23 protein-coding genes are annotated in these 24,373 nt (G+C 73.9%); 10 read left to right on the top strand and 13 right to left on the bottom strand.

What is annotated here, in order from left to right:
• Positions 1 to 24: 24 nt before the first annotated feature.
• The 5 genes from C7C46_RS15810 to C7C46_RS15790 form a co-directional block, all read right to left on the bottom strand.
• Positions 25 to 684, bottom strand: a complete 660-nt coding sequence (locus C7C46_RS15810; RefSeq protein ID WP_110670096.1) for a class I SAM-dependent methyltransferase — start codon at positions 682 to 684, stop codon at positions 25 to 27.
• Positions 685 to 840: 156 nt separating this feature from the next.
• Positions 841 to 1,047, bottom strand: a complete 207-nt coding sequence (locus C7C46_RS15805; RefSeq protein WP_245984443.1) for a hypothetical protein — start codon at positions 1,045 to 1,047, stop codon at positions 841 to 843.
• A 137-nt stretch (positions 1,048 to 1,184) separates the two neighbouring features.
• Positions 1,185 to 1,832 carry an NADPH-dependent F420 reductase gene (locus tag C7C46_RS15800; protein WP_110670094.1) on the bottom strand — a complete coding sequence of 216 codons (648 nt, stop codon included), beginning with the start codon at positions 1,830 to 1,832 and terminating at the stop codon, positions 1,185 to 1,187.
• A gap of 184 nt (positions 1,833 to 2,016) precedes the next feature.
• Positions 2,017 to 3,054 (bottom strand): CHAP domain-containing protein, encoded by a 1,038-nt coding sequence (locus tag C7C46_RS15795; RefSeq protein ID WP_110670092.1) that lies wholly within the window; start codon positions 3,052 to 3,054, stop codon positions 2,017 to 2,019.
• A gap of 183 nt (positions 3,055 to 3,237) precedes the next feature.
• Entirely contained in the window at positions 3,238 to 4,491 is a 1,254-nt protein-coding gene (locus tag C7C46_RS15790) for a S53 family peptidase (protein ID WP_245984442.1), read from the bottom strand.
• Between the two features lie 598 nt (positions 4,492 to 5,089).
• Between C7C46_RS15790 and C7C46_RS15785 the strand changes: the two genes are divergently transcribed.
• The 5 genes from C7C46_RS15785 to C7C46_RS15765 all read left to right on the top strand — a co-directional run bounded on the left by C7C46_RS15785 (position 5,090) and on the right by C7C46_RS15765 (position 10,154).
• Complete coding sequence (locus C7C46_RS15785) at positions 5,090 to 6,361, top strand: hypothetical protein (RefSeq protein WP_110670090.1); 1,272 nt, start codon at positions 5,090 to 5,092, stop codon at positions 6,359 to 6,361.
• 202 nt (positions 6,362 to 6,563) lie between these two features.
• A complete protein-coding gene (locus tag C7C46_RS15780) occupies positions 6,564 to 6,974 on the top strand; it encodes an RNA-binding S4 domain-containing protein (RefSeq protein ID WP_110670088.1) in 411 nt (136 codons plus the stop codon).
• A 121-nt stretch (positions 6,975 to 7,095) separates the two neighbouring features.
• Positions 7,096 to 8,430 carry a DUF2252 domain-containing protein gene (locus C7C46_RS15775; protein WP_110670086.1) on the top strand — a complete coding sequence of 445 codons (1,335 nt, stop codon included), beginning with the start codon at positions 7,096 to 7,098 and terminating at the stop codon, positions 8,428 to 8,430.
• Between the two features lie 65 nt (positions 8,431 to 8,495).
• The gene (locus C7C46_RS15770; RefSeq protein WP_110670084.1) at positions 8,496 to 8,849 is read left to right on the top strand and encodes a DUF6204 family protein; all 354 of its coding nucleotides are present in this window, start codon (positions 8,496 to 8,498) and stop codon (positions 8,847 to 8,849) included.
• Positions 8,850 to 8,876: 27 nt separating this feature from the next.
• Complete coding sequence (locus tag C7C46_RS15765) at positions 8,877 to 10,154, top strand: lanthionine synthetase LanC family protein (protein ID WP_245984441.1); 1,278 nt, start codon at positions 8,877 to 8,879, stop codon at positions 10,152 to 10,154.
• A gap of 164 nt (positions 10,155 to 10,318) precedes the next feature.
• Here C7C46_RS15765 and C7C46_RS15755 read toward each other — a convergent pair whose 3' ends face one another.
• Positions 10,319 to 11,890 (bottom strand): glycerol-3-phosphate dehydrogenase/oxidase, encoded by a 1,572-nt coding sequence (locus C7C46_RS15755; protein ID WP_110670080.1) that lies wholly within the window; start codon positions 11,888 to 11,890, stop codon positions 10,319 to 10,321.
• 20 nt (positions 11,891 to 11,910) lie between these two features.
• Positions 11,911 to 12,561, bottom strand: coding sequence for a TetR/AcrR family transcriptional regulator (locus C7C46_RS15750; protein ID WP_220040633.1), 651 nt, complete (start codon positions 12,559 to 12,561; stop codon positions 11,911 to 11,913).
• 50 nt (positions 12,562 to 12,611) lie between these two features.
• Here C7C46_RS15750 and C7C46_RS15745 point away from each other — a divergent pair, with 50 nt between their 5' ends.
• Both C7C46_RS15745 and C7C46_RS15740 read left to right on the top strand, forming a co-directional pair.
• A complete protein-coding gene (locus tag C7C46_RS15745; RefSeq protein ID WP_110670078.1) occupies positions 12,612 to 14,219 on the top strand; it encodes an FAD-binding oxidoreductase in 1,608 nt (535 codons plus the stop codon).
• A 100-nt stretch (positions 14,220 to 14,319) separates the two neighbouring features.
• A complete protein-coding gene (locus C7C46_RS15740; RefSeq protein WP_220040632.1) occupies positions 14,320 to 15,171 on the top strand; it encodes a diacylglycerol/lipid kinase family protein in 852 nt (283 codons plus the stop codon).
• A 126-nt stretch (positions 15,172 to 15,297) separates the two neighbouring features.
• Here C7C46_RS15740 and C7C46_RS15735 read toward each other — a convergent pair whose 3' ends face one another.
• The 3 genes from C7C46_RS15735 to C7C46_RS15725 form a co-directional block, all read right to left on the bottom strand.
• The gene (locus C7C46_RS15735; protein ID WP_181442373.1) at positions 15,298 to 15,957 is read right to left on the bottom strand and encodes a VOC family protein; all 660 of its coding nucleotides are present in this window, start codon (positions 15,955 to 15,957) and stop codon (positions 15,298 to 15,300) included.
• A gap of 139 nt (positions 15,958 to 16,096) precedes the next feature.
• Positions 16,097 to 16,465, bottom strand: coding sequence for a hypothetical protein (locus C7C46_RS35055; RefSeq protein WP_181442372.1), 369 nt, complete (start codon positions 16,463 to 16,465; stop codon positions 16,097 to 16,099).
• Positions 16,462 to 17,277, bottom strand: a complete 816-nt coding sequence (locus C7C46_RS15725; RefSeq protein WP_110670074.1) for a class I SAM-dependent methyltransferase — start codon at positions 17,275 to 17,277, stop codon at positions 16,462 to 16,464. Before C7C46_RS15725 ends, C7C46_RS35055 begins: the two co-directional genes overlap by 4 nt.
• Positions 17,278 to 17,436: 159 nt before the next feature.
• Between C7C46_RS15725 and C7C46_RS15720 the strand changes: the two genes are divergently transcribed.
• Positions 17,437 to 17,754 carry a hypothetical protein gene (locus C7C46_RS15720; protein ID WP_110670072.1) on the top strand — a complete coding sequence of 106 codons (318 nt, stop codon included), beginning with the start codon at positions 17,437 to 17,439 and terminating at the stop codon, positions 17,752 to 17,754.
• 91 nt (positions 17,755 to 17,845) lie between these two features.
• On the opposite strand, the gene C7C46_RS35950 is transcribed toward C7C46_RS15720, so the two are convergent.
• From C7C46_RS35950 to C7C46_RS15705, 3 genes are read right to left on the bottom strand one after another with little or no spacing between them, the layout of a single operon-like run.
• Entirely contained in the window at positions 17,846 to 18,052 is a 207-nt protein-coding gene (locus C7C46_RS35950; RefSeq protein ID WP_281278548.1) for a DUF6059 family protein, read from the bottom strand.
• The gene (locus tag C7C46_RS15710; protein ID WP_181442371.1) at positions 18,049 to 18,237 is read right to left on the bottom strand and encodes an acyl-CoA carboxylase epsilon subunit; all 189 of its coding nucleotides are present in this window, start codon (positions 18,235 to 18,237) and stop codon (positions 18,049 to 18,051) included. The genes C7C46_RS35950 and C7C46_RS15710 overlap by 4 nt, the downstream gene beginning before the upstream one ends.
• A gap of 14 nt (positions 18,238 to 18,251) precedes the next feature.
• A complete protein-coding gene (locus C7C46_RS15705; RefSeq protein WP_425470082.1) occupies positions 18,252 to 19,796 on the bottom strand; it encodes an acyl-CoA carboxylase subunit beta in 1,545 nt (514 codons plus the stop codon).
• A gap of 295 nt (positions 19,797 to 20,091) precedes the next feature.
• On the opposite strand from C7C46_RS15705, the gene C7C46_RS15700 reads away from it, so the two are divergent.
• Positions 20,092 to 22,749 (top strand): helix-turn-helix transcriptional regulator, encoded by a 2,658-nt coding sequence (locus C7C46_RS15700; RefSeq protein WP_110670070.1) that lies wholly within the window; start codon positions 20,092 to 20,094, stop codon positions 22,747 to 22,749.
• A 564-nt stretch (positions 22,750 to 23,313) separates the two neighbouring features.
• Positions 23,314 to 24,354 carry a hypothetical protein gene (locus tag C7C46_RS15695; protein WP_110670068.1) on the top strand — a complete coding sequence of 347 codons (1,041 nt, stop codon included), beginning with the start codon at positions 23,314 to 23,316 and terminating at the stop codon, positions 24,352 to 24,354.
• Positions 24,355 to 24,373: the final 19 nt, after the last annotated feature.

Genomic DNA, 24,373 nt, shown 5'->3' with positions numbered 1-24,373 from the left:
CTGCCTGCCCACCCCGCGCCCGACCTAGGCCTGCTTGACTGCCAGCAGGAAGGCCTGGGGCACCGTCTCCATGCCGTCCGCCGCCGGCTCGCGGACCATCTGCGCGCGCAGTTCGAGGCCGGCGGCGGCGAGCAGGGCGATCAGCTGCTCGGGGCGGCGGCGGCGGAAGGTCAGGTCGATCGGATGCCCGAAGGCCTCGGTGCGGTGGCGCAGTTCGTCGCCCACCTGGAAGGCCGTCAGGAAGTGCCCGCCCGGCGCCAGGATCCGGTGGAACTCCGCCAGCACCGCCGGCAGCTGATCGGTCGGCAGGTGGATCAGTGAGTACCAGGCCACGATCCCGGCGAGCGAGCCGTCCGCGAAGCCGCTCAGCTCGGTCATCGAGCCGACCTCGAACCGCAGCTCGGGATAGATCCGCCTGGCCTGCTCCACCATCCGCGGCGACAGGTCCACCCCGAAGGCGTCCACCCCGAGCCCGCGCAGATGGTCCGTCACCCGCCCCGGCCCACAACCCAGGTCCGCCACCGGCCCCGGTTCCCCCGCGCACACGTACCCGGCGAAGGCGGCCAGCATCGCGCGGTCCAGCGGCTTGATCGCCAACTCGTCCACGAACCGGACGGTGTAGTCCTCGGCGACGGCATCGTAGGAGGCCCGGGTCGTACGCAGGAAGTCGGGTTCAGTGGACACGGGCAGAAGCCTAGTACTCCAGCGTAGATCGTGATCTTGGCGAGTGCTCAGGGGCTGGCTGGTAGTCACCTTCGACGGGAGTCGTTGTCGGGCTGACCTGGCCAGAGAGGTGCACTGCGCTTGCCTGCCGGACAGCTGGGCCGTGGCCGGCCTTCCTCACCCGCCGGTTGGCGGCTGTCCTTCCATCGCTTCTGCCTGCTGGAACATGGCATTGGCTCTGTCGTCCCAGTCCGGCCCGAAGGACAGCAGGTCTGCGGCGGCTTCGCGGTGTAGCGCCGGGTCGTCCGGGCGCTGGAGGCAGGCCAGCCGGAACGCCAGATTGCGGGCCCAGACGGGCAGTCCCATCCAGTCGTCCGAGAGCACTTGGTGCAGTGCGCCAAGGATCTCCTCGGGGCGAGCGCAGCGAGGGCGAGCGCAGCGGGTTACGGGTGGAGCGGGCCGGCCCCCGCTGCCCGAGGGGGTAGGGGCCGGTCCAGGTGGGTGGGAGCTGGGCGCAGCCGTCAGGCCGAGGCGATGGCGAAGTTGAACGGGACCTCGCCCTGGGTGCCGTAGACGTGGAGCCAAAGCGGGAGCAGTTGCTCGGTGGCGCGGGCGGTGTGCAGGGCGCCCAGGTCGGTGATCTGGTCCGGCCGCCAGCCGATCTCCTGGAGCAGGCCGGCCACCACGGTCTTGGCCTGCTCGTCGTCGCCGCTGAGGAAGACGGTGTGGTGGCCGGGGACCAAGCCGGGCTCGACCATGACGGCGTTGTTCATGGTGTTGAGCGTCTTGACCACCCGGGCCTGCGGGAAGGCGCGCTGGATCTGCTCGGCCAGGCTCAGGCCTTCGGTCTGGACGACCTTGGGCGGGAAGCCGCCGGAGAAGTCGAGCGGGTTGGCCACGTCGATCACGACCTTGCCGCTCAGGTGCTCCTCGCCCGCCGCCGTCAGCGCCGCGAGCGAGACCAGGCCGCCGGTCGCGTTGACCACCAGCTCGGCGTCGGCCGCCGCCTGGGCGAAGGTGCCGTGCGCACCGCCGGACCCGGCCGCCCACTCGGCGGCGGCCGGGTTCTGTGCCGTGCGGGACCCGAGGGTGACCTGGTGGCCGAGCTCGACGAGCTTGCCGGCGATCCGGCGCCCGACCTCACCAGTACCCAGAACGGCGATCTTCATCTCTGCTTGCTCTCCTAGCGTGCGGTGCCTGCCCTGCGGGCAAGGGTGCAGTCGAACGGTGCGGCGGTCCCGAGCGTCCGCCCCGCCCCGTTCATTCCCGCCCGCCCGGAGATTCCACCGATCGGCCGAGCCACCGAGCCACTGAGCCGCCAACCCACTGAACCGCCGAGGGCCTGACCGGACGTCAGCCGCAGTGGCTCCACGGGCTGGTCCAGCTGACACCCTGGTAGCTGCCGCCCCACTGCACGCAGACGCCCGGCGCGGCCAGCTTCACCGGTCCGGCGTAGTAGGTGTAGTTCCCTGGGTCCTTCGCGCTGGCGCCGCCCTGCACCGCCAGGGTGGCGTTCAGCGCGGCCTGGGTGGTCGGGTTGGTCACCAGGGTGGTCACGCAGTTCTGGCCGGTGGTGGAGGAGTAGAGCAGGTAGACCTGCGCGCCGCCGAGGTTGTGCGAGTCGACCACGTTGAAGCCGGTGCCGCAGACCTGGCTCGGGGTGTACGGGTTGCTGCCGGCCGCGACGGGGGTGGTGTAGCCCGCGATCACGTAGCCGTCGGCCGGGTCGACCGTGCTGGGCTCGCTGCCCACCGCCGTCTGACCGGCCGGCAGGGTCACCGAGACCACCGAGGAGCTGACCGCCCAGGCCGCCATCGTGGTGGTGCTCGGGTCGCCGTTCCAGTCGCCGTTCGCGGTGGTGACCGAGCCGTCGGCGTGCACCGCGGTGACGATGCCGACGTGGTGGATCGCGGAGTCCTTGGTCGAGCCGTACTCGACCGCGTCGCCGACCTGCGGCAGGTAGGAGGTCGCGGTGTGCTGGGTGCCGTTGCGCTGCCCGTAGGTCTGGAAGCTGACGGCGCCGGCGTCCAGCCCGACGGTGGAGAAGCCGCTGTTGGCCCAGACCCACATGGCGAAGTCGGCGCACCAGTACTCCGGGCCGCCGGAGCCGCCGCCCGAGCAGCTGGTCTCGAACTGGGTGCCGCCCAGCGAGTTGGTGGTCGGGGTGTTGGCACAGCTGCCCGCGGTCTTGCCGACGTTGGCGGTGGCCAGGGCGGCCGCGGCACTGCCGGTGGGCGTGGCGGCCGAGGCCGTCGCCGGGGCGGCGGCGCCGAGCAGAGCGGCCATCAGGACCAGGGCGGTCCAGACGGGTATCCGGCGGACCAGGCTGCCGCGGCGGAGCACGCTGATGCGGCGGCCGAGGCGACTGCGGACCAGGCGATCGAGGTGCACGGTTCTCCTTGTTCGAAAGGATGGAAGGGTGCGTACTCCGCTGGATTCTGCCGCCGCGTGCCGTCCTCGCGGTCGCTCCCGTTCGGTTAGCCCTCCTCCGCTGACACCGGGGGTCCGGAACGAGCCACGCGGGGTCCGGCACCCCAACAGGTGCCGGACCCCGCGCGCTGGACCGCCGGTGCGTCAGCCGGTGAAGGCCGCCAGCCCGTTCGGGGTGCCGAGGCCCGTCGGACCGTCGTAGCCCGCGCCCGCCGTGCACAGGTACGCCGGGGAGCAGGAGGTGGTGGCGCCGGTGGTCACGTCGTTCAGCGCGCCGGGGTGGGCGTACGCGTCGGCCGCCGGGACGGCCGCGCTCGGGGTGCCCGCGTCCGCGTAGACGCCCGCGATCAGCGGGGCCGCCACGCTGGTGCCGCCGTAGACCGCCCAGCCGGAGGCGCCGTAGGTCTGGTACACCGCGACACCGGTGGCCGGGTCGGCGACCGCCGAGACGTCGGCGACGGTGCGCCGGGCGCAGCCGGTGTCCGTCTGCCAGCTCGGCTTGGCGTCGTAGGAGGAGCAGCCGGAGCCGGCCCCTTCCGAGCTGGAGGTGGACCAGACCGACTCGCTCCAACCACGGGCACTGGAGTCCCGCTTGAGCGCCGTGCCGCCGACCGCCGTGACGTACTTGGAGGCCGCCGGGTACTCCACGCCGTAGCCGGAGTCGCCGGAGGAGACCGTGATGGCCACGCCCGGGTGGTTGAAGTACGTGCTGTCGTAGCTGGTGTCGGCGGAGGACTCGCCGCCGCCGTAGCTGTTGGAGACGAACTTGGCGCCCAGCTTGACCGCCTCGTTCACCGCGGTGCCCAGATTGGCCATGCTGGCCGTCTTGGCCTCGACCAGGATGATGTGCGCGTTCGGGGCGATCGCCGAGACCATGTCCAGGTCGAGCGATATCTCGCCGGCCCAGCCGGTGTTGTTGGCCGGCAGGTTGGTGGTGCTGCCGGTCTGGCTGACCTGCTTGAAGCAGCCGCTGGCCACGGTGCAGGCGGGCAGCCCGTACTGGGCGCGGTAGGCCGCCATGTCGGCGGCGGCGTTGGGGTCGTTGTAGGCGTCGACGATGGCCACGGTCTGGCCCGCGCCCCCGTTGGCCGGCAGCTTGTAGGCGCTGAGCAGGTCGCTCGGGCCGAAGCCGGACGGAGTGGCGTTCGGGGTCGCGTCCGGGGTGAGGGCCTGCGGCTGCACCACGCTGGTCACCTTGAGCGCGTTGCAGGCCATGGTGTCGCCCTTGGCCAGGGTGGCGCAGGAACGGACCCAGGAGGTCCCGCCCTTGGTGTAGACGGTGTCGGTCGCAGCACCGGCGGGAGCGGCGGTGGCCAGGCCGGACAGGGCGAGCACGGCGCTGCCGGTCAGGGCGAGGGAGAGCCGGCTGATCCGAGTGGCGGCGGGAGAGCTGAACACGAACTTCCTCCTGGGGTCGGTGAGGGGCGTGCACAAGTGCCTGCGGGCACGGTCGTGCCCTGGGCACGCGGGGGATGACGACGTGTGGGGGATCACGACGTGGGGGGAACACGACGCGTGGGGAATGACGACGTGTGCGGATGACGACGTGTGGGGCGATGACGAGCTGTCCGAACGCTGTTCGTCGGCGGCTCGCGACAAAGCTAGCTAGGCATGCCCAGGTCAACAAGGGTTCGATCAGAATTCAACGATCGGTTTACCAGGGGACATCGGAGGATGATCGCCCGTTACATCCCGTATGCGGCCCCGTAACACCGTGCTGCCGCCCTGCGTGGTCGCGAGCCCGAAAGATGGCCGAGTACCATCACTGCGCCGGACTGACTTGCCATCAGTAGGTACGACCCGCACGACCAGGTACGCGCGTTCGGACGACAGACCCGGCCGTCTACAGCAGCGGCGGCACGGGCAGAGCCCAGGAGACTCGTTGGCCCGCAAACCACGTCCCATCGACCCCACCGAGGGTCCCCTGCAAGCCTTCGCACACGAGCTGCGCTCCGTGCGCGAACAGGCAGGGAATCCCACCTACCGAGCCCTCGCCGTGACCGCCGGGTTCAGTGCCAGCACCCTCAGCGACGCGGCGGGCGGCATGCGCCAGCCCACGCTGGAGGTCACCCTGGCCTACGTCGGCGCCTGCGGGGGTGACGTGGCGGCCTGGGAGGAGCGGTGGAACGAACTCAACGCGGTGCTCAACGCCTCCCCCCGACCGCCCGCCGCGCCGGAGCCGGCATCCGAGGCGGAGGCCGCGGCTGCCAGTGCCGCGGCAGTCGAGACGGCAGCCGTCGTGTTCCCCGACCCGGCCCCGGGCCCCGACCCCGCCTCGGTCGACGGCCACCATGATGACCACCCCGACGACCGCTCCGTCGACCTCGACACCCTGGAGAGCGGCGCCGACCCCGCGGACGAGCCCCAGGTCCGCCGGCGCCGCCGCCCCAGCGTCGGCATGCTGGTCGCCGCCGGTGCCGCCGTGATCGCGCTGTTCGCCAGCCTGGTCGCCAGCCAGGCCGGCAACGAGAAGACCACCGCCGCGCCCGTCAGCAACACCGTCTCCGCCTCCAAGGCGCCGGACTGCGGCGTGGACGCGACCATATCCCCGGCCGACGATGCCAAGACCAAGTTCACCGGCATGACCTACGGTGCCGGCGCCCACATCCGGGCCGGCGCCACCACCAACTCCCCGACCCTGCGCACCGTCCCGCCCGGCTGCCAGCTGCACTTCTCCGGCTACTGCCTGGGCGACGTGGTGTTCGACGCCTTCGGCGGCTCGCCGGACATGCGCTGGTTCGAGCTCTCCAGCGGCGGCGTGGTGGCCTCCGCCATCGTGCACAACAACCCGCCCGGCTCCGTGACCGCCAGCCACTGCCCGGACGACGCCCCGCCGCCCGCCTCGATCGCCCTCACGCTGGGCACCGCCCCGAACGCCACGGACACCGTGCAGGTGAGCGCCACGGGCAGCCACCTGGGCCTGGTCGGCTTCGCCGCCAAGTTCGCCGACGTCCCCAACGGCCCGCCGAGCTGGCACCACCTGGACCTGGTCACCCTGCAGAACGGCCAGTTCGCCTACAACTGGCGGATCACCCCGGTGCGCAACGCCCAGCCGACCGCGCAGATCCCGGTGGTGGCGGTGGCCTGCCTGGGCGGCGGCGGCCCCACCGGCGTGCTGGACTCCCACCTGCTGCCGCCCGACCAGCCCGCCACCGACCCCTCGGCCCCGCCCGCCTCGGCCGTACCCAACACCCTGACCCCGCAGGAGACCCCGTACGCCTCCGAGGCCGCCTGCAAGTACCCGGGGCCCACGTCGCCCAAAACCTGACCGCTCCAACTCCTGACCGCGAATCAGTATCTGTCCGCAGTTGAACAGATGCTGATTCGCGGTCAGTTGCTGATCCGACTGGCATGCACCCGGCCGGACACCGAGACTGACCGCACCCGCACCCACGGCACGAGTGCGGCTGACCCGGATCACGCGGGAAACGCCGCCCGGGCGGATCCGGGGCGCGGGTAGAGTCGGAGCCATGGCTGTAGACGAAGGTTCCACCACCGGCTCCGCCCGGGTGGACGCGTGGATCTGGGCGGTGCGCCTGGCCAAGACCCGCTCCGCGGCAGCCGCCGACTGCCGGGCCGGACACGTGCGGGTGAACGGGGAACGGGCCAAGCCCGCCCAGGCCCTGCGGGTGGGCGACGAGGTGCGGGTGCGGCAGGAGAACTGGGACCGGGTGGTGATCGTCTCCCGGCTGATCAGCAAGCGGGTCGGCGCCTCGGTCGCCGTGGAGTGCTACGTGGACAAGAGCCTGCCGCGCCCCACCGGCGACCAGGCGGGCATGTTCGCCGTCCGCGACCGCGGCGCCGGCCGGCCCACCAAGCAGGACCGGCGGGCGCTGGACAAGGTGCTCGGGGCCCGGCAGGCGGGCCGCCCGTCCAAGTGACGCCCGGGCGGGTGAGCCTCCTGGGGGATGGCGGCGGTCGCCCGTCCGGTCGCGCCCGGGTGCGGGCGCTGGCGGCCCCGCCCACAATTGCGCCAGGTGCTCGATCACTGGGAGGCGCAGCGTGACCACTCCGGCGGAACGGGTCAAGCAGGGGCGGGCCGCCCGCCGCCGGATCGGGCGGCGGGCGCAGGGCCAGTGGGTCCCCGCCGCGGACCGTCCGGACCCGGTCGCGGTGCTGCTCGAGCAGGGCGCCGACCGGGTCCAGGAACTGCTGCCGATCCGTCACGGCCGGATGGCCCGCACCCCCTTCACCTTCCTGCGCGGCGCAGCCGCCGTGCTCGCCGCCGACCTGGCGGCCGGCCCCGACAGCGGGTTGATCGTCCAACTCTGCGGAGACGCACACCTGTTGAACTTCGGCGTGTACGCCTCCCCGGAGCGCTCCCTGCTCTTCGACCTGAACGACTTCGACGAGACCCACCCCGGCCCGTTCGAGTGGGACGTCAAGCGGCTGGCCGCCAGCGTCGCGGTGGCCGCCCGGGACAACGGCGACCCCGACGAGAAGGCCCGCGCCGCCGCTCAGGCCGCCGCCCAGGCCTACCGGCTGCACCTGCACCGGCTCGCCGGACTGGGCGAACTCGACGTCTGGTACGAGATGCTGGACACCGAAGACCTGCTGCCGCTGCTCAAGGGCAAGCGGCAGCGCCGGGCGACGAAGAACCTCGAGCACGCCCGCCGCCGCAACAGCCTGCAGGCCTTCGCCAAGCTCACCGAACCGCGCGACGGCCGGCCCCGGATCGTGGCCGACCCGCCGCTGGTGGAGCCGGTCGAGCTGACGGACTACCAGATGGTCGGCAAGGTGTTCAGCCAGTACCGGGCCAGCCTGCCGGACGAACGCAAGGTGCTGCTGGACCGGTTCCAGCTCACCGACGCGGCGCGCAAAGTGGTCGGGGTCGGCAGCGTCGGGACCCGCTGCTACATCCTGCTGCTGCAGGGCCGGGACGCGGACGACCCGCTCTTCCTCCAGCTCAAGGAGGCCCAGCCCTCGGTACTGGCCCGGCACGCCGCCGGTCCGGTGCCGGCCCACCAGGGCCACCGGGTGGTGGCCGGGCAGCGGCTGCTGCAGGCGGCCAGCGACATCTTCCTCGGCTGGACCAGCGGCCCCGCGGGCCGGCACTTCTACGGGCGCCAGCTGCGCGACATGAAGGGCTCGGCGGAGGTGGAGCAGATGACGCCCGGCGGGCTGCGCCAGTACGCCGCCCTGTGCGGCACCGCCCTGGCCCGCGCCCATGCCCGCTCGGGGGACCGGATCGCCATCTCCGGGTACCTGGGGGCCAGTGACGCCTTCGACCAGGCCATCGCCGAGTTCGCCATGCGCTACGCCGACCAGACCGAGGCGGACCACGCCGCCCTGGTGGCCGCGATCGAGGGCGGGGCGGTGGCGGCGGAGGACCTCTGAGGGGGCGGTCGGGTGGGGCGGTTAATCCGGTGGTCCCCTCCCCTTCGCCCGATTAGGGTCGCGGCATGACCGACCGTACGTTCCGCATCATGGTCCGGGGTGCCTTCGAAGGCCTCACGCAGGAGCAGCGCGCCGAGCTGCTGGCCGCGGCCGCCGACCACGACATGCTGTTCGCCCGCTTCACCCCCGAGGGCCACCTCAGCTACGACCTGCGGGCCCGGGCCGACTTCACCTTCCGCTACCTGGCCACCGGCGCCGCCGACGAGGACCTGCTGCCCGCCACCGCGCAGGCCGAGGCGAGCGCGATGGAGTGGCTGGAGCAGCGCGGCTACGGGTACAGGAACCTGCGCTCCACGGCCGAGGACCTGTCCAAGGCCGCGCTGGGCAAGCGGCAGCGCCGCGAGCGGGCGGCCGGCTGACGTTCGTTGCAGAAGGGGTCCCGCACGGTGGACAGCGGCGAGCTCGCGGTGCGCGGCCTGGACTGGCTGCTCGCCCAGGCCCGCCGGACCCCCGCCGGGGGCGGTGGCTTGAGCTGGCCCACCCGCCCCTCGGAGCGCGAGGCCAACCCCGTCCTGTACAGCGGCGCCGCAGGCATCGTGCTGACCCTGCTGGAGGCCCACCAGCACTTCGGCGCGAACGGCTGCGCGGTCCGGTACGCGGAGGCGGCCCTGCGCGCGGCCCGGGCGCTCGCCGTAGAGCCCAACGGCTGGGAGCTCAGCTCGCTGCACTTCGGCCTCACCGGCCGCGCGGTGGCCCTGCGCGCCGTGGCCGTCCTGCTCGGTGACACCGCCGCCGGGACCGCCGCCGACCGCGCCCTGGCCGAGGCCCGGGCCCGCTTCGACGGCACCCGCTGGGCCCCGCAGTTCGACCTGCTCGGCGGCAACGCGGGCATCGCGCTGGGCGCACTGGCAGCCGGGGACCCCGAGCTGGCCCTGCTCGCCGTCACCCCGTACCTGCGCACCGCCGAGCCCACCCCCGCCGGGGTCACCTGGGAGACCCGGGCGGGCCGGCCCGCCCGCCTGCACCACGTGGCGCACGGCACCCTCGGCGTGGTCCAGGCGCTCGCCGCCGTCGGCAGCGCCACCGGTCGCCCCGAGCTGCTGGAGCTGGCCCGGGCCGGCGCGCTCGATGTGGTGGCCCGCGCCGAGGCCGGGCCGGCCGGGTTCCTCGTCCCGCACTCCGACCCGCAGGACCTGCCGGACCGCAACGAGCGTTACAGCTACGGCTGGTGCAACGGACCGACCGGGGATGCGGAGGTGTTCCAGGTGCTGGGGGCGGTGTCGGGCGAGACCGACTGGTCGGCGCTGACGGACCGTTGCTGGCACACCGTCACCCGCTCCGGCCTGCCCCGGCGGCTGCGGCCCGGGTTCTGGGACAACAGCGGCCACTGCTGCGGCACCGCCGGGGTGCTGGCCTTCGCCCTGGATCGGGCGGTGGCCGGCACCGAGGGCGCCCGGGAGTTCGCCGGCCTGCTGGCCGCCGACCTGGCTGCCCGGGCCACCGTGGACGCCGCCGGCGCCCGCTGGTCGAACACCGAGCATCGTTCCGTGCCCAGTGCGTTGGAACCCGCCACCGGGTGGGCGATGGGCAGCGCCGGGATCATCCGCGAACTGCTGCGGCACGAGCGGCTGGTGACGGGGCGGGACGCCGGGTATGCCTTTCGCTGGCCGGTCAGTGGTGGTGATGCTTCGTCAGCTGCCCTATCGCCAAGCTCACCTCGGTGAAGCACCTCGTGCTGTACGGCAGCAACCTGGTGCGCGTTCCGCCGGAGATCGGTGGCATGCGCAGCCTGGAGGAGTTCACCCCGTACACCTCCCACCGCCTGCACTGGTTCCCCTACGAGCTCACCCGGTGCACCGAGCTGCGGCGGAGCACGGTGAGTGAGGGGTCAGAGGAGGAGGGCTGCCTCGGCGAAGTCCATGGCGGCGGTGCGGGCGGCCGGGGAGAGGCCTACCCGGGTGCGGCGGTCCAGCAGGTCCGCGACGGTGAGGGCGCCCTCGTGGGTGGTGGCGAAGTGGAGTTCGGCGAGGGTGGTGTCCAGGCCGGGCGCGACGGGGGTGGCGGGGCCCGCGGCGAGGACGGCGGGGGCCTCGGTGCCGTAGCGGCGGACCAGGCGCAGCGGGGCCGGGATCGCGGAGAGGGCGGCCGGCCCGGCCGCGCCCACCAACGGCAGGTTCCGGGTGCGGCAGGGCGCGGCGGCCAGCGGGGTGCGGGCCAGCGCCGCGTCCAGCGCGTCCTCGGCCATCTTGCGGTAGGTGGTCAGCTTGCCGCCCACCACGGTGACCACGCCGCTGGGATCGGTGAGCACGGCGTGCTTGCGCGAGACGTCGGCCGTGCGCCCCGTCCCGTCGTCCAGCAGCGGACGCAGGCCGGCGAAGGTGCCGAGCAGGTCGGCGACGGACAGCGGCACCCGCAGCGCCGAGTTGATGGTGTCGAGCAGGAACTCGACCTCGGCGGCGGACGGTGACGGCACGTCAGGAACCGGTCCCGGCGCGGCCTCGTCGGTGAGCCCCACGTACACCCGCCCGTCCGGCGCCGGCAGCGCGAAGACGAAGCGGTTGGTCTCCCCGGGCACCGGCACGGTCAGCCCGGCGTTCAGGCCGCCGAACGCCGACTGCGGGAAGACCAGGTGCGTCCCCCGGCTGGGCCGCAGGGTGATCCCGGGAACCACCTCCCCCGCCCAGACCCCCGCCGCGTTGATCACGGTCCGGGCCCGGACCCGGACCGACTCGCCCGACAGCCGGTCCGTCAGCAGCGCCCCCTCCCCCGTGGCCTGCGACGCCTCGCACTGCGTCAGCACCTTCGCGCCCAGCCCGGCCGCCGTCCGGGCCAGCGCGACCACCAGCCGCGCATCGTCCGTCAGCTGTCCGTCCCAGAAGGCGAGCCCGCCGCGCAGCCCGGCGGCCGCCACGGTCGGCGCGTACCGCAGCACCTCCGCCGGCCCCAGCCGGCGCGAGCGCGGCAGCACCGAGCCCGGCGTCCCGGCCGAGATCCGCAGCGCGTCGCCGGCCAGGAACCCGACCCGTACCAGGGCGGCCGAGGCGAACCCCGTCCCGGGCAGCAGCGGCACGATCTGCGGCAGCGCCTGGACCAGGTGCGGAGCGGTGCGGCGCAGCAGGATGTCCCGCTCCACCGCGCTCTCCCGGGCGATCCCCACCGCACCCGAGGCCAGGTACCGCAGCCCCCCGTGCACCAGCTTGGAGCTCCACCGGCTGGTGCCGAACGCCAGGTCCTGCTTCTCGGCGAGCACCACCGACAGCCCGCGCGCGGCGGCGTCCAGCGCCACACCCGCGCCGGTCACCCCGCCCCCGATCACCAGCACGTCCACCGGCCCGGCGCCGGCCTCGGCGAGTGCGGCCAGCTCGCGAGCGCGTCGGGCGGCGTTCAGGGCGGTGTTCGGGGCGGCGTTCCAGGCGGTGTTCCAGGCGGTGTTCGGGGCAGCATGAGAGGCGGTGCTCATCAGCGGGTTTCCTCAGTGGTTCAGGGGGCCAGGTAACGGTCGAGCAGCAGCCGCAACTCCTCGTCCAAGCGGTCGAGTTCGGCGCCCGTACCGGTCGGCGACCCGGTGAACACCGGCCCGGTCAGGGTGAACGACCAGACCGTGAGCAGCACCGAGCGGGCCAGCAGCTCCGCATCCCCGGCCCGCACCGAGCCCTCGGCCATCGCCTGGCGCAGCGCCTGCTCCAGCAGGTCGAGCTGGTGGTTGGTGTTGGTGCCGCGCCGGGTCAGCAGGTACGGGGTGAGGAACTCCGGGTCCAGCTCGACGATCCGCCGCAGCAGCGGGTGCACCCGGATCCCCCGGGCCAGCCGCACCACGCCGTCCACCAGCTCGGACCGCCCGAGCGGGGAGCCGTCCTCGGGCATCGCGTCCAGGGCGAGCGTGGTCCACTCCCGGGTGGTGAGCGCCCCGAGCACCTCGTGCACCCCGTGCCAGCGGCGGTACAGGGTGGCCCGGGACACACCGGCCTGGCGGGCCAGGTCGGCCATGGTGATCCGCTGCAGCCCGATCGTGAGCAGCAGTTGGTACGCCGCGTCGAGGATCTGCTGCTCGGGGATGGCGTTGGCCGACCTCGGTGCGGGCGCCCTCAGGCCGGACCCGCTACCGTCTTCCGTGTTGATTCGCTGCGACACCACATGTAGAAGTGTATCAGCGCTATTCCGAAGAGCCACCCGAGGATCCCATGACCGAGGCAGACCTCCCCCGCACCGACTTCCACCCCTACCGCTGGGGCGACCCGGCCCACCGCACCACGCTGCCCGCCGCCGCCACCGAGACCCTCGCGGCCTTCGGCGTGCGCACCCCCGAGCAGCCCCCGGCCGAGCTCGACTCGATCGAGCTCGCCGCCTCCACGGTGGACCTGGCCGCCCTGGCCGAGGTGGTCGGCATCGAGCACGTGAGCGCCGAGCACGACGCCCGGCTGGCCCGCACCCGCGGCTGGTCCACCCCCGACCTGCTGCGCCTGCGGGCCGGTGACGCCACCGACGCGCCCGACGCGGTGGTGCTGCCCGGCTCGCACCAGGAGGTGGTGGACCTGCTGGCCCGCTGCGAGCAGCTGAACTACGCGGTGGTCCCGTTCGCCGGCGGCACCTCGGTGGTCGGCGGCCTGGCCCCCGAGCGGGCCGGCTTCGCGGGCGTGGTCGCCCTCGACCTGGCGCGCCTGGACGCGGTGCTGGCGGTGGACGAGGTCTCCCGCACCGCCACCCTGCAGGCCGGCCTGCGCGGGGTGGAGGCCGAACGGCTGCTGCGCGAGAAGGGCCTGACGCTCGGCCACTTCCCGCAGTCGTACGAGGGTGCGAGCATCGGCGGCTACGCGGCGGCCCGCTCGGCCGGCCAGTCCTCGGCCGGCTACGGGCGGTTCGACGACATGGTGATGGGCCTGGAACTGGCCACCCCGCGCGGCACCCTGAGCACCGGTACCGCCCCGAAGTCCGCGGCCGGCCCGGACCTGCGCCAGCTGGTGCTCGGCTCCGAGGGCACCCTGGGCGTGATCACCTCGGTCACCGTGCGGGTCCGCCCGCTGCCCGCCGAGCGGGTCTTCGAGGGCTGGCGCTTCCCGGACTTCGCCACCGGCGCCGCCGCCCTGCGCGAGCTGGCCCAGGACGGCCCGCTGCCCACCGTGCTGCGGCTGTCCGACGAGGCCGAGACCTCGGTCAACCTCGCCGACCCCGCCGCGATGTTCGGCGGCGGCCCCGGCGGCTGCATGGCCGTCACCGGTTACGAGGGCACGGCCGCCGAGGTGGCCACCCGGCGGGCCGGCGTCACCGAGGTGCTCACCGCGGCCGGCGGGCAGGCACTGGGCACCGAGCCCGGCGAGGCCTGGCGCACCGGCCGGTTCCGGGCTCCCTACCTGCGCGACCCGCTGCTGGACGCCGGGGTGCTGATCGAGACGCTGGAGACGGTGACCTTCTGGTCCAACCTCGACGCGCTGCGCGCCGCCGTCACCGAGGCGCTCAGCAGCACGCTGACCGCGCAGGGGACCCCGCCGCTGGTGCTGTGCCACATCTCGCACGTGTACGAGACCGGCGCCTCGCTCTACTTCACCGTCGCCTGCGCCCAGACCGCGGACCCGGTGGGCCAGTGGCGGCAGGCCAAGCAGGCCGCCAACGCGGCGATCCGGGCGGCCGGGGCGGCGATCACCCACCACCACGGCGTGGGCACCGACCACCGGGCCACCTACGCCGAGGAGGTCGGCCCGCTGGCGATCGAGGCGCTGCGCGCGGTCAAGGCCGTGCTGGACCCGGCCGGGATCCTCAACCCGGGTGTGCTGCTGCCGCGCGCGGAGGGCTGACATGTCGTCAGGATCAGGGGGAGCCACCGGGTGGGGGCCGGCGGGAGAGGGCTCGGGGCCGGGGCCGGCAGGCGCCGGCGGTGCGCGGGCGTTCACCGCGGTGGTCAACCCGATCTCCGGCGGCGGCCGCGCTCCCGCCCGCTGGGAGCCGATCGCCGCCCTGCTGCGGGCCGGCGGCGCCACCGTGCGCACCGAGCTCACCCGGGGCCGCGAGCACGCGATCGAGTGCGCCGAGGCCGCAGCCGAACGCGGCGAGGTGGTCGTGGCGGTCGGCGGCGACGGCCTGGTCCGCGACGCCGCCGACGGCGCGGTCCGCACCGGCGGCACCTTCTCACTGGTACCGGCAGGGCGGGGCAACGACCTGGCCCGGATGCTCGGCTTCCCGTCCGACGCCCCGGCACTGGCCCGGCTGCTGCTGGACGGGCCCACCCGCGCGGTGGACGTGCTGGACGTCAACGGGGTGATCGCCCCCGGCAACGTCTACATCGGCATCGACGCGGTGGCCACCCAGCTGATCAACGCCGGGCGCGGCCTGCCCGCCCTGCTGCTCTACCGGCTGGCCCCGGTGCGGGCGATCCTCGGTTGGCGGGCGGCGGGGTACACCCTGACCGTGGACGGCGAGCGCAGCGAGGTCCGGGCGCACACCGTGGTGGTGGCCAACTCCGGGGCGTACGGGCACGGGCTGCGGATCGTGCCGCCCGCGCGGGTGGACGACGGGCTGCTGGACGTGATGGTGGTCGGCGACGGCCCGCGCTCGCGGATCGTCTCCTTCATGCAGGAGGTCAAGCGCGGCACACACGTGCGCCGGCCCGAGGTCTCGCTGCGCACCGCCCGCGAAGTGCTGGTGGACGCCGACCGGCCGGTCCCGGTCTGCGCGGACGGCGACGAGGTCACCACCCTGCCGGCCCGGATCCGGTTGCTGCCGGGGGCGTTGACGATGATCACCCCGTGACCCCGAGCCTTTCTTACTGACGACACGTCAACTCGACGTGTCGTCCGTCTGGTTGGACATTCACCGGCCTGCGGATCGAGAATGCCTCGCGGTCCCGGGTCCGCCCCCATGGTCCCGGGGCTGCGCTCAGGCCGGGCTGCCCTCGGACCGGGCCGTCCTCGGAGCGGGCTGCCCCCGAAGCGGCCCGGCCTGGTACTCGTTGCCCTCCGGGTCCAGCAGTTCCCCGCCCTCGCCGGTCAGTTGGAACCGCCAGCGGGCCGGACCGGCCTTCGGAGCCACCGGCGGGCCCATCACCAGGGTCGGGCCGGCGCCGGACGGGGAGCTCAACCTGGCAACGTGGGAGGTGAGTTCGACCACCTGCCAACCGGTCGCCGCCGCCCAGAACGCGCCCTGCCGGGCCGGGTCGGCGGCGTCCTGACAGAGCTGGGCGAGCGGCCCGCCGGTGTCCGGCACCGGCAGCACGCAGAACTCGTTGCCCTCCGGGTCCGCCAGCACCCGCCACGGCACCGCGCCCTGCCCGATGTCGATCGGCTCCGCCCCGAGTGCGCGCAGGCCGGCCACCCGGGCGTCCAGGTCCGTGCCGCCGGCCAGGTCCAGGTGCAGTCGGTTCTTGCCGCGCTTGGGGCCGGCCGCGCGGGTGAACCGCAGGCCCGGCCCGCCCGGTGCGGGCGGGCGCAGCACCCCCTCGGCGTCCGGGTGCCAGCCCAGCGCCGCCGCCCAGAACTCGGCGAGCCGCACCTCGTCGTCCGCGGCGACCAGCACCGCGTCGAGCTCTGCCTTCGTCATCCCGTCACCATCCTTCGCAGCACCTGCCCGCAGCGGCGGGCGTAGGCCCCCTGGAACACCGGCACCAGCGGACCGAGCGCCCGGGTGAACCACCCCGCCGGCGCAGTTCGCCGCAGCGCGGCCTGCGCCGGCGGGCCGGTCAGGCCGTCGGGGACTCCCGGAAGCGGCGCAGCAGTTCGACCGCCGGCGGGCTGGCCGGGTCGAAGGTCTGGGTGGCGGACCTTCCCCCGGTCGAGTACAGGCCGACCCGCTCGCAGGAGAAGCAGAACGCGAGCTCGAACAGCACCGCCGTCCCCGCGTGCGCGCGCAGGGCGAACCGCGGGGAGAAGCAGCGCATCAGGGTCCCGGACGGCAGTGCCGCGACCTGGGCCAGCACCGACTGGGCGTCGGTCCACAGGGCGACGGTCTCGCCCGGGACGGTGTCGGTCCAGCCGAACCAGCCCATCGGGTCGGTGATGCGGACGACTTCCAGGAGTTCGGCATCGGCGGCGCCGGCGGGCAGGATCACCCGGGCAGTATGGCAGTGACCAGGTAGTAGTCCAGGATCCGGTCCTGGTACGCGCGCAGGAAGTTCCGCGGCCAGCTCTGCGGCGGCCACCACCGGCTGAGCCACTGGTCCCAGCCGGGCCAGACCTGGTCACCGATCGACTCCGCGCGCACCTGCGTGAGGCCGGCCTTGGCGAGGGCCCGGGTGAGCTCGGTCACCGGGCGGGCGAGGTCGAGGCCGCTGGCGAAGGTCTCCAGCAGGCCGGCCAGTTGACCGGCCCGCCGGGGGGCGTCGTCCACGGTGAAGAAGCTGGCCAGCGCGAGCCGGCCGCCCGGGCGCAGCACCCGTCCGGTCTCCGTGGCGAAGGCGGCCAGGTCGGGGAAGTGCTGGGCGGCCTCCACGCTGATCACGGCGTCGAACTCCGCGTCCCCGAACGGCAGCTGCTCCGCCGCTCCCTGGACGAACCGCAACCCCGGGTGCCCGGCGCGGGCCCGCCGCACCTGGTCGGGGTGGATGTCCAGCCCCGTCACCGCGATCCCCGGGTACTCGCGCACCGCCAGCGCACACCCCGTGCCGAGCCCGCTGCCCACCTCCAGCAGCTCCCCCGGTGCGGGGCCGCGGGCGGTGAGGGCGGCGGCCAGCACCTGCCGGTACAGCTCCTGCTGGCTGCCGATCCGCTGTTCCTCGGTGAGCGGGGCGGCGGTGGTCAGGTCGATGCCCCGCCAGTAGCCGAAGTTGATGAACCCCCCGCCGAACATGGGCGCCCCGCCAAGGTCCATTGGCCCGTACGTCTCCTGCACCACCGGCCGGACGACCGGCTCCTCATGGTTCATGTCCATGGCCTCCGTACTACCCGCCGGGCGTGCGACTCACCGGCTCCGCCGACGTGTCCTCAGGAAGCCTGCGGGCGGGCTCCACGAATCCCCGAATGCCCGTCCGCACGGCCTGCTACCTTGACGATCATGGCTGCGCACCCGGCACGTTCAGGCGCCATGACGGAAGCCCAGATCACCGGGATGCTGATGGGCGCGCTGGCCCTGACCGCCCTGGCCGGCCTCGCGGTGATCGTGGTCCCCGACATCTGGGGCGCCGCGCCCACCACCTGTGACCCAGGGAGCACCCGCCTCACCTGCTCGGCCTTCGGCGGCATCCTCCTGTGGGACGTCCCCCTGCTGGGCGTCCCCGCCACCTGGGCCGTCGGCCTGGCCGGCATCTTCCTGCACCGCGGCCGCCGCCCCGTGTGGACCCTGGCCTCCTTGCTCGGGCTGACCCTGCTCTACCTGACCGACTACTGGATCGCCGTCGCCTGACCGGCAGAGGGATGCACGGCGGAGGGATGCGCGGAGCGAGGCCCCGCAGGGGGCGAGCGCGGTGAGGGCCCGCCCCCGGGCGAGGATGCAGTCAGCGGAAGCGCAGCGGTGTTCGCCCCCAGAGTTCGCGGGCCAGGCGGGCCTCCAGGGGGGAGAGGGCGACGTGGGGGCAGAGGCGTTCGGGGTGGCCGGGCGGGGGGCCGGTCGGGTCCGGAGCGCCGGCCGGGGGCGGGGGGCAGACGTACGCCCGTCCCCCGTCCACCAGCGCCCGGTACAGCCGCCCGAGCAGCCCCCTCACCGCGAGGACCACGGCCGCGGCGACCGGTGCAACCGCTCCGCGAACCAGTGGGGGCTCCCCGCCCCGGTGTCCTGCGGCACCGTCACATCCGCCCGGGCCCGCAGCACCGCGAGCAGGGCCGCGGCGGTCACCGCGAGCTCCTCCTGCGTCGGGTTCCCGTGCTCCACCCGGAACAAGGTGTCCACGACCACCACTCCCCTCAGGTCGGCGAGTTGCCGTGCTTGCGGGCGGGGATCGGCGCCTGCTTGGCGCGCAGCATGGCCAGCGACCGGATCAGCACCGAGCGCGTGTCCACCGGGTCGATCACGTCGTCGACCAGCCCCCGCTCCGCCGCGTAGTACGGGTGCATCAGCTCGCGGCGGTACTCGCGGATCGCCTGCGCGCGGGCCCGCTCCGGGTCCGGGGAGGCGGCGATCTCGCGGCGGAAGACGATGTTCGCCGCGCCCTCCGCGCCCATCACCGCGATCTCGTTGATCGGCCAGGCGAAGGACAGGTCGGCCCCGATCGAGCGCGAGTCCATCACGATGTAGGACCCGCCGTACGCCTTGCGCACGATCACCTGGATCCGCGGCACGGTGGCGTTGCAGTACGCGTACAGCAGCTTCGCGCCGTGCCGGATGATCCCGTTGTGCTCCTGGTCGCTGCCGGGCAGGAAGCCGGGCACGTCCACCAGGGTGACCAGCGGGATGCTGAACGCGTCGCAGGTCTGCACGAAGCGGGCGGCCTTCTCCGAGGCGTGGATGTCGAGCACGCCGGCCAGCGACTGCGGCTGGTTGCCGACGATGCCCACCACGTGGCCGTCCAGCCGGGCGAACCCGCAGACGATGTTGGTCGCCCACTGCGCGTGCACCTCGAAGAACTCGCCCTCGTCGACGATCTCCTCGATCACCGCGTGCATGTCGTAGGACATCATCGGGTCGGCGGGCACCAGCGTGAGCAGCTTCTCGCAGCGCCGGTCCGCCGGGTCGGTGCACACCTCGCGCGGCGGCAGCTCGCGGTTGTTGGCGGGCAGCAGCGAGAGCAGGTAGCGCACCTCCTCCAGGCACTCCTCCTCGCTCTCGCAGACGAAGCCCGCCGCACCCGAGACCCCGGCGTGCACGGCCGCGCCACCGAGCTGCTCGTGGGTGATCTCCTCGCCGGTCACGGCCTTCACCACGTCGGGGCCGGTGATGTACATCTGCGCGATCCCGCGCACCATGAAGACGAAGTCGGTCAGCGCCGGCGAGTAGGTGGCGCCGCCCGCGCACGGGCCGAGCATCACCGAGATCTGCGGGATCACCCCGGAGGCCTTGACGTTGCGTCGGAAGATGCCGCCGTAGCCGGCCAGCGCGGTGACCCCCTCCTGGATCCGGGCACCGGCCCCGTCGCTGAGCGAGACCAGCGGCGCGCCGGCCGCCTCGGCCAGGTCCATCACCTTGTGGATCTTCTCCGCGTGCGCCTCGCCGAGCGAGCCGCCGAAGATCCGGAAGTCGTGCGCGTAGGCGAACACCGTCCGCCCGTGCACCTGGCCCCAACCGGTCACCACGCCGTCGGTGTAGGGCTTCTTCGCCTCCAGGCCGAAGCCCTGCGCGCGGTGCCGGCGCAGCGGCTCGATCTCGGTGAAGGTTCCCTCGTCGAAGAGCAGGGTAAGCCGTTCGTGGACCGTCAGCTTGCCCTTGTCCCACTGAGCCTGGGTGGCGCGCGGATCGGGCCCCTGCCGCGCCTGGTCCTTGACCAGGTGCAGCTCGGTCACCCGGGAGCGCAGGTCGGAGAAGTCCGACTCGACCAGCACGTCCGCCAGGACCTCGTCGTTGATCGTCACGATTCACCACTCCAATCGGGCGTTGAGCGCCCACGACCTCTGGCACATTGAAGCCCGTGTGCCGCGGCCGGGACATGGCCGCCGACCCCTGCCGAGGGGGTTCACAACCCCTGTGGCGCGGTAGGGGAGTTCTTGTCAGGCAACAACCGGCAACCGCAGCGGGCGAGGTCGAAAGCCCAGGTGCGCTGCACGATGGACGTCATCAAGCACGGCTCCACGGACGGGGGAGGAACCGCAGATGACCATGCCAATCACGACTCTGGTGGAGCGGGACGCCGAGCTGGGTGTCCTGCGGCGGGCGCTGGTCCAGGCGGCCGCCCGGCGCAGTGCGGTGCTCCTGATCGAGGGGGCGGCCGGCTGCGGCAAGAGCGAACTGCTGGACGCGCTGGCTCGGCTGGCCGGCGAGTCGGGCGCGGTGGTACTGGCGGCGGCCGGCTACCCGGACGAGCGGCAGCTCCCGTTCGGGGTGCTGCACCAGCTGACGGGGGCGGCCGAGTCGGCCGGGCTGGCGCTGCCCACCATGGCGTCGGGCGAGCCGGTCCGCTCGGAGCGGATGCGCGAGCTGCTGCAGGCGCTGACCCGGGCCGGCGAGCGGGCACCGGTGGTGCTGGCGGTGGACGACCTGCCACTGGTGGACCGCGAGTCCCAGCTGCACCTGGCGCACCTGGTGCAGCACGCCCGCACCGCGCGGCTGCTGCTGGTGCTGGCCGGGGCGGGGCGCGGGTACGGGCTGGCCGAGCCGGAGTTGGACGCGGCGCTGCTGCGCCGGGCCGACTGCCGCCGGGTGCCGGCCCGCCCGCTCAGCCTGGCAGCGGTCGGCCAGTTGGCCGACCAGCACGGCTACGGGGAGACCGCCGCGGCGGAGTTGCTGGCGCTGACCGGCGGCAATCCGCTGCTGGTGCGGGCCCGGCTGGCCGACCCGGGCTCGCCCGCCGAGCAGCAGCCGCCCACCGGTGGCCTGTTCGCCCGCGCGGTGACCGAGTGCGTGGCCCGCAGCGGCCCGGGCGCGCTGGCGTCGGCCCAGGCGGTGGCGGTGCTGGGCGAGTTCGCCACCCCGACCCGGGTGGCCGAACTGCTCGACCTGACCGGCTCGGTGGCCGAGCTGCGGCTCGCGGTGCTGGAGGCCTCGGGGGTGCTGGCCGAGCACGCCTTCCGCCACCCGGTGGGCGCGGCGGCGGTGCTGGACCTGATGGGCGCCACCGAGCGGGCCGAGCTGCACCGCCGGGCCGCCGACCTGCTGCGCCGTGAAGGCCAGCCGGCCCCGGTGGTGGCCCGGCACCTGCTCAGCGCCCAGCGGCCGGACCAGAGTCCGCCGACCGCCTCCTGGGCGGCCGACGTGCTGTGCGACCTGGCCGAGCAACTGCACGCCCAGGACCGGGCGATGGAGGCGGCCGGAGCGCTGGCCGCGGCCGAGCAGGCCTGCCCGGACGAGCGAAGACGGGACGAGATCGCCACCCGGATCGCCGCGGTGACCTGGCGGTACAACCCGGCGGCGGCCGAGCGGCAGCTGCGCGGGCCGCTGGAGCTGCTGCGCGCGGGCACCCTGCCCGAGGACCGGCTGGCTCCGCTGGCCCAACTGCTGATGGCCCAGGGGCGGGTGGAGGAGGCACTGGAGGTCAACCAGCAACTTGGCGGCCTGCTGGCGGCGCAGACCGCCGACCCGAAGTCCCGCCCGGCGCCGGCCGTGGCCGGCGGGCAGGCCCGGGCCAGCGTGTGGGCGGTGCAGGAGACGGCCGGCGAGCCGGTCGTCACCGAGGCCGAACGGCTGCTGCAGTCCACTCCGTTGACGGCGACCACGCTGCTGCTGCTGCACCAGGCGGCACGCACCCTGGCGCGCAGCGACCAGCCGGAGCGCGCGGCGCCCTGGTGCCAGCGGCTCAGTCAGGAGGCGGCCGAGCGCGGGGCGCCGGGGTGGGCCGCCCTGTTCGCCACCGTGCATGCCGAAGTCCTGCTGCACCTGGGCGAGTTGCGCGAGGCGGAGCAGCAGGCCGCGCTCGCCGTGGAGTGCCTGCCGCAGGCCGCGGGCAGCGCGTTCGCCTGTGCTCCGCTGGCGGCGCTGATCCGGGTGCGCACGGCGCTGGGCCGTACCGCCTCGGTGGTGCAGCTGCTCGACCAGCCGGTGCCGCGCTCGGCGCTGGAGTCCATCCACGGGGTGGCCTACCTGCGGGCCCGCGGACTGCACCACCTGACGGTGGAGCAGTACCAGGCCGCCCTCGCCGACTTCGGCGAGGTGGGGCGGCTGCTGCGCCGCTGGCGGCTGGACCGGCCGCTGCTCTACCCGTGGCGCACGGACGCGGCCGAGGCGCTGCTGCGCCTGGGCGAGCGGGACCAGGCGGAGCGGCTGGTGCTGCAGCAGCTGTCCGCGCCGGACGCGCAGCGGCCCTGGGTGCAGGGCCTCTCGCTACGGCTGAAGGCGGCGGTGGCGGACCGCACCCAGCGGCCCGCGCTGCTGGAGCGGTCGGTGGACGAGCTGCGCCGCTCCGGTGACCGGATCGAGCTGGCCCGCACGCTGGCCGACCTGGGCCAGGCGCTGCAGGCGGTGGGCGAGACCAGCCGGGCGGGCACCACCACCCGGCGGGCCTGGAACCTGGCGCACGCCTGCGGAGCCGAGGGGCTGCGCGAGCGGATCCTGCCGGGCCTGGCCTCGGAGTCGCACCCCGTCAACCGGCAGCCGGCCCCCGCCGGCGGCGAGCCGCGGCCCGAGCTGAGCGGTTCGCAGCACCGGGTGGCGGCGCTGGCGGCGCAGGGGTACACCAACCGGGAGATCGCCATGAAGCTGTACGTGACGGTCAGTACGGTCGAGCAGCACCTGACCCAGATCTACCGCAAGCTCAACATCACTCGGCGTCAGGACCTGCCGGTGGAGCTTCAGTTGAGCCTGGCCGAGCTGGCCTGACAGGGGGCAGCATCGCGGCCCCGGATTCCTGGTCGGGAATCCGGGGCCGCGGTTCGCCCGCGCCGGGACGGGGGAGGGCCCAGGCGGCTCGACATCGAGACTGCCGGGGCCCTCTTGTGCATCGCTAGGGTTCGACTGGATCCTGGGGCGCGCGAAGGGCGCGCATTACGGCGCGCAACGCAACGCGCAGCGCGGAGCGTGATTCGGCGCGCAATGCAGCGCGCAACGCGGCACGCGATTCAACGCGCGATTCGGCGCGCGGTACGGCAGGCAATTCTGTCCGCGGCGGGCGGAATTCCCCCGCCGCGTCACGGCCAACTGTCGTCCCCCGCACCTGCGGTCGCACTCCACGGGGCCGGTTCGCTGAGCTCGGGCATGGTTCGTCCTCGGTGTCGTGGGCCGGTCTATCGGCCGACTAGAGAACCGGTATAGGACCGGCTGCATCATTCGTACTGTGGCAATTCCGCAGCGGGGGGCTCAAGGATTCCGCGCTGGCTCCTAGTTGCCTGACACGTTATCCGTCCGGTCTGGCAACCGCCTATACGCCCGAGGGGGATCCGCGGCATGGTCGAACCAGTCGAAATCGACCCGGAGTTCGCGCAGTTGGACGAAGTGAGCGCCGCCACGTACCGGCAGGCCGCCCAGACCGGGCGGTTCATCGCCGGCGACGTGGCCAAGGCGCTCGGGCTGCCGCTCGGGGAGGTGGTGCGGGCTCGCGAGACGCTGCGCGAGCTACGGCTGCTGCAGGAGATGCCGGGCGATCCGCAGGTGCTGACCCCGGTCAGCCCGGACGCGGCCGCCGCCCAGCTGACCGGCGCGGTGGAGAACCAGATCCTGGGCATGCAGCAGGCGGTGACCTCGATCCGCTCCACCGTGCTCTCGCTGATGCCCGCCTACTTCGAGGGGCGCCGGCAGCGCAACCGGATCGACGACCTGGACCTGATCACCAACGCCGAGACGGTCCGCTCGATGCTGCACACCCACCGCATGACGGCCCGCCGGGAGATCCTGGCCATCCAGCCGGGCAATCTGGCCACCGAGCAGCTCTCCGGCATCCTGAGCCCGATGCTGGCCGCCCTGGACCGCGGCGTGCGGCTGCGCACCCTCTACCAGCACACCGCCCGCACCGACCTGGTGAAGGCCTCCTACGTGCGCGAGGTGAGCGCGCAGGGCGCCGAGATCCGCACCACCGACGAGGTGATCGACCGGGTGATCGTCTACGACCGGGAGGTGGCCTTCCTCCCCGAACAGCACCTGCGCGACCCGGGCCGCGGCGCACTGGTGATCCGCGAGCCCAACCTGGTCGGCTTCATCTGCGGGGTGTTCGAGCACCTGTGGCAGCACGCCACCCCGTTCGAGCCGGAGAACAGCGTCCCGCAGCCGGTCGGCGACGACCTGAAGCGGGCGATCCTGCGGCTGATGAGCCAGGGCCACAAGGACGAGCTGGTGGCCCGCCGGCTGGGCATGTCGGTGCGCACCTGCCGCCGGCTGATCGCCGAGATCGCCGACGAGCTGCACGCCACCAGCCGGTTCCAGGCCGGTGCCCGGGCGGCCCAACTGGGCCTGCTGGACGAGGACGTCACTGCTTGCCTGGCCACTAGCTGACAGCGGCGCGCGGTGGAGC

Source organism: Streptomyces tateyamensis, from assembly GCF_003205575.1.
GTDB lineage: Bacteria > Actinomycetota > Actinomycetes > Streptomycetales > Streptomycetaceae > Kitasatospora > Kitasatospora tateyamensis.
The sequence above is the reverse complement of the archived record's forward strand: the minus strand, read 5'-3'. Positions and strand labels throughout refer to the sequence as shown.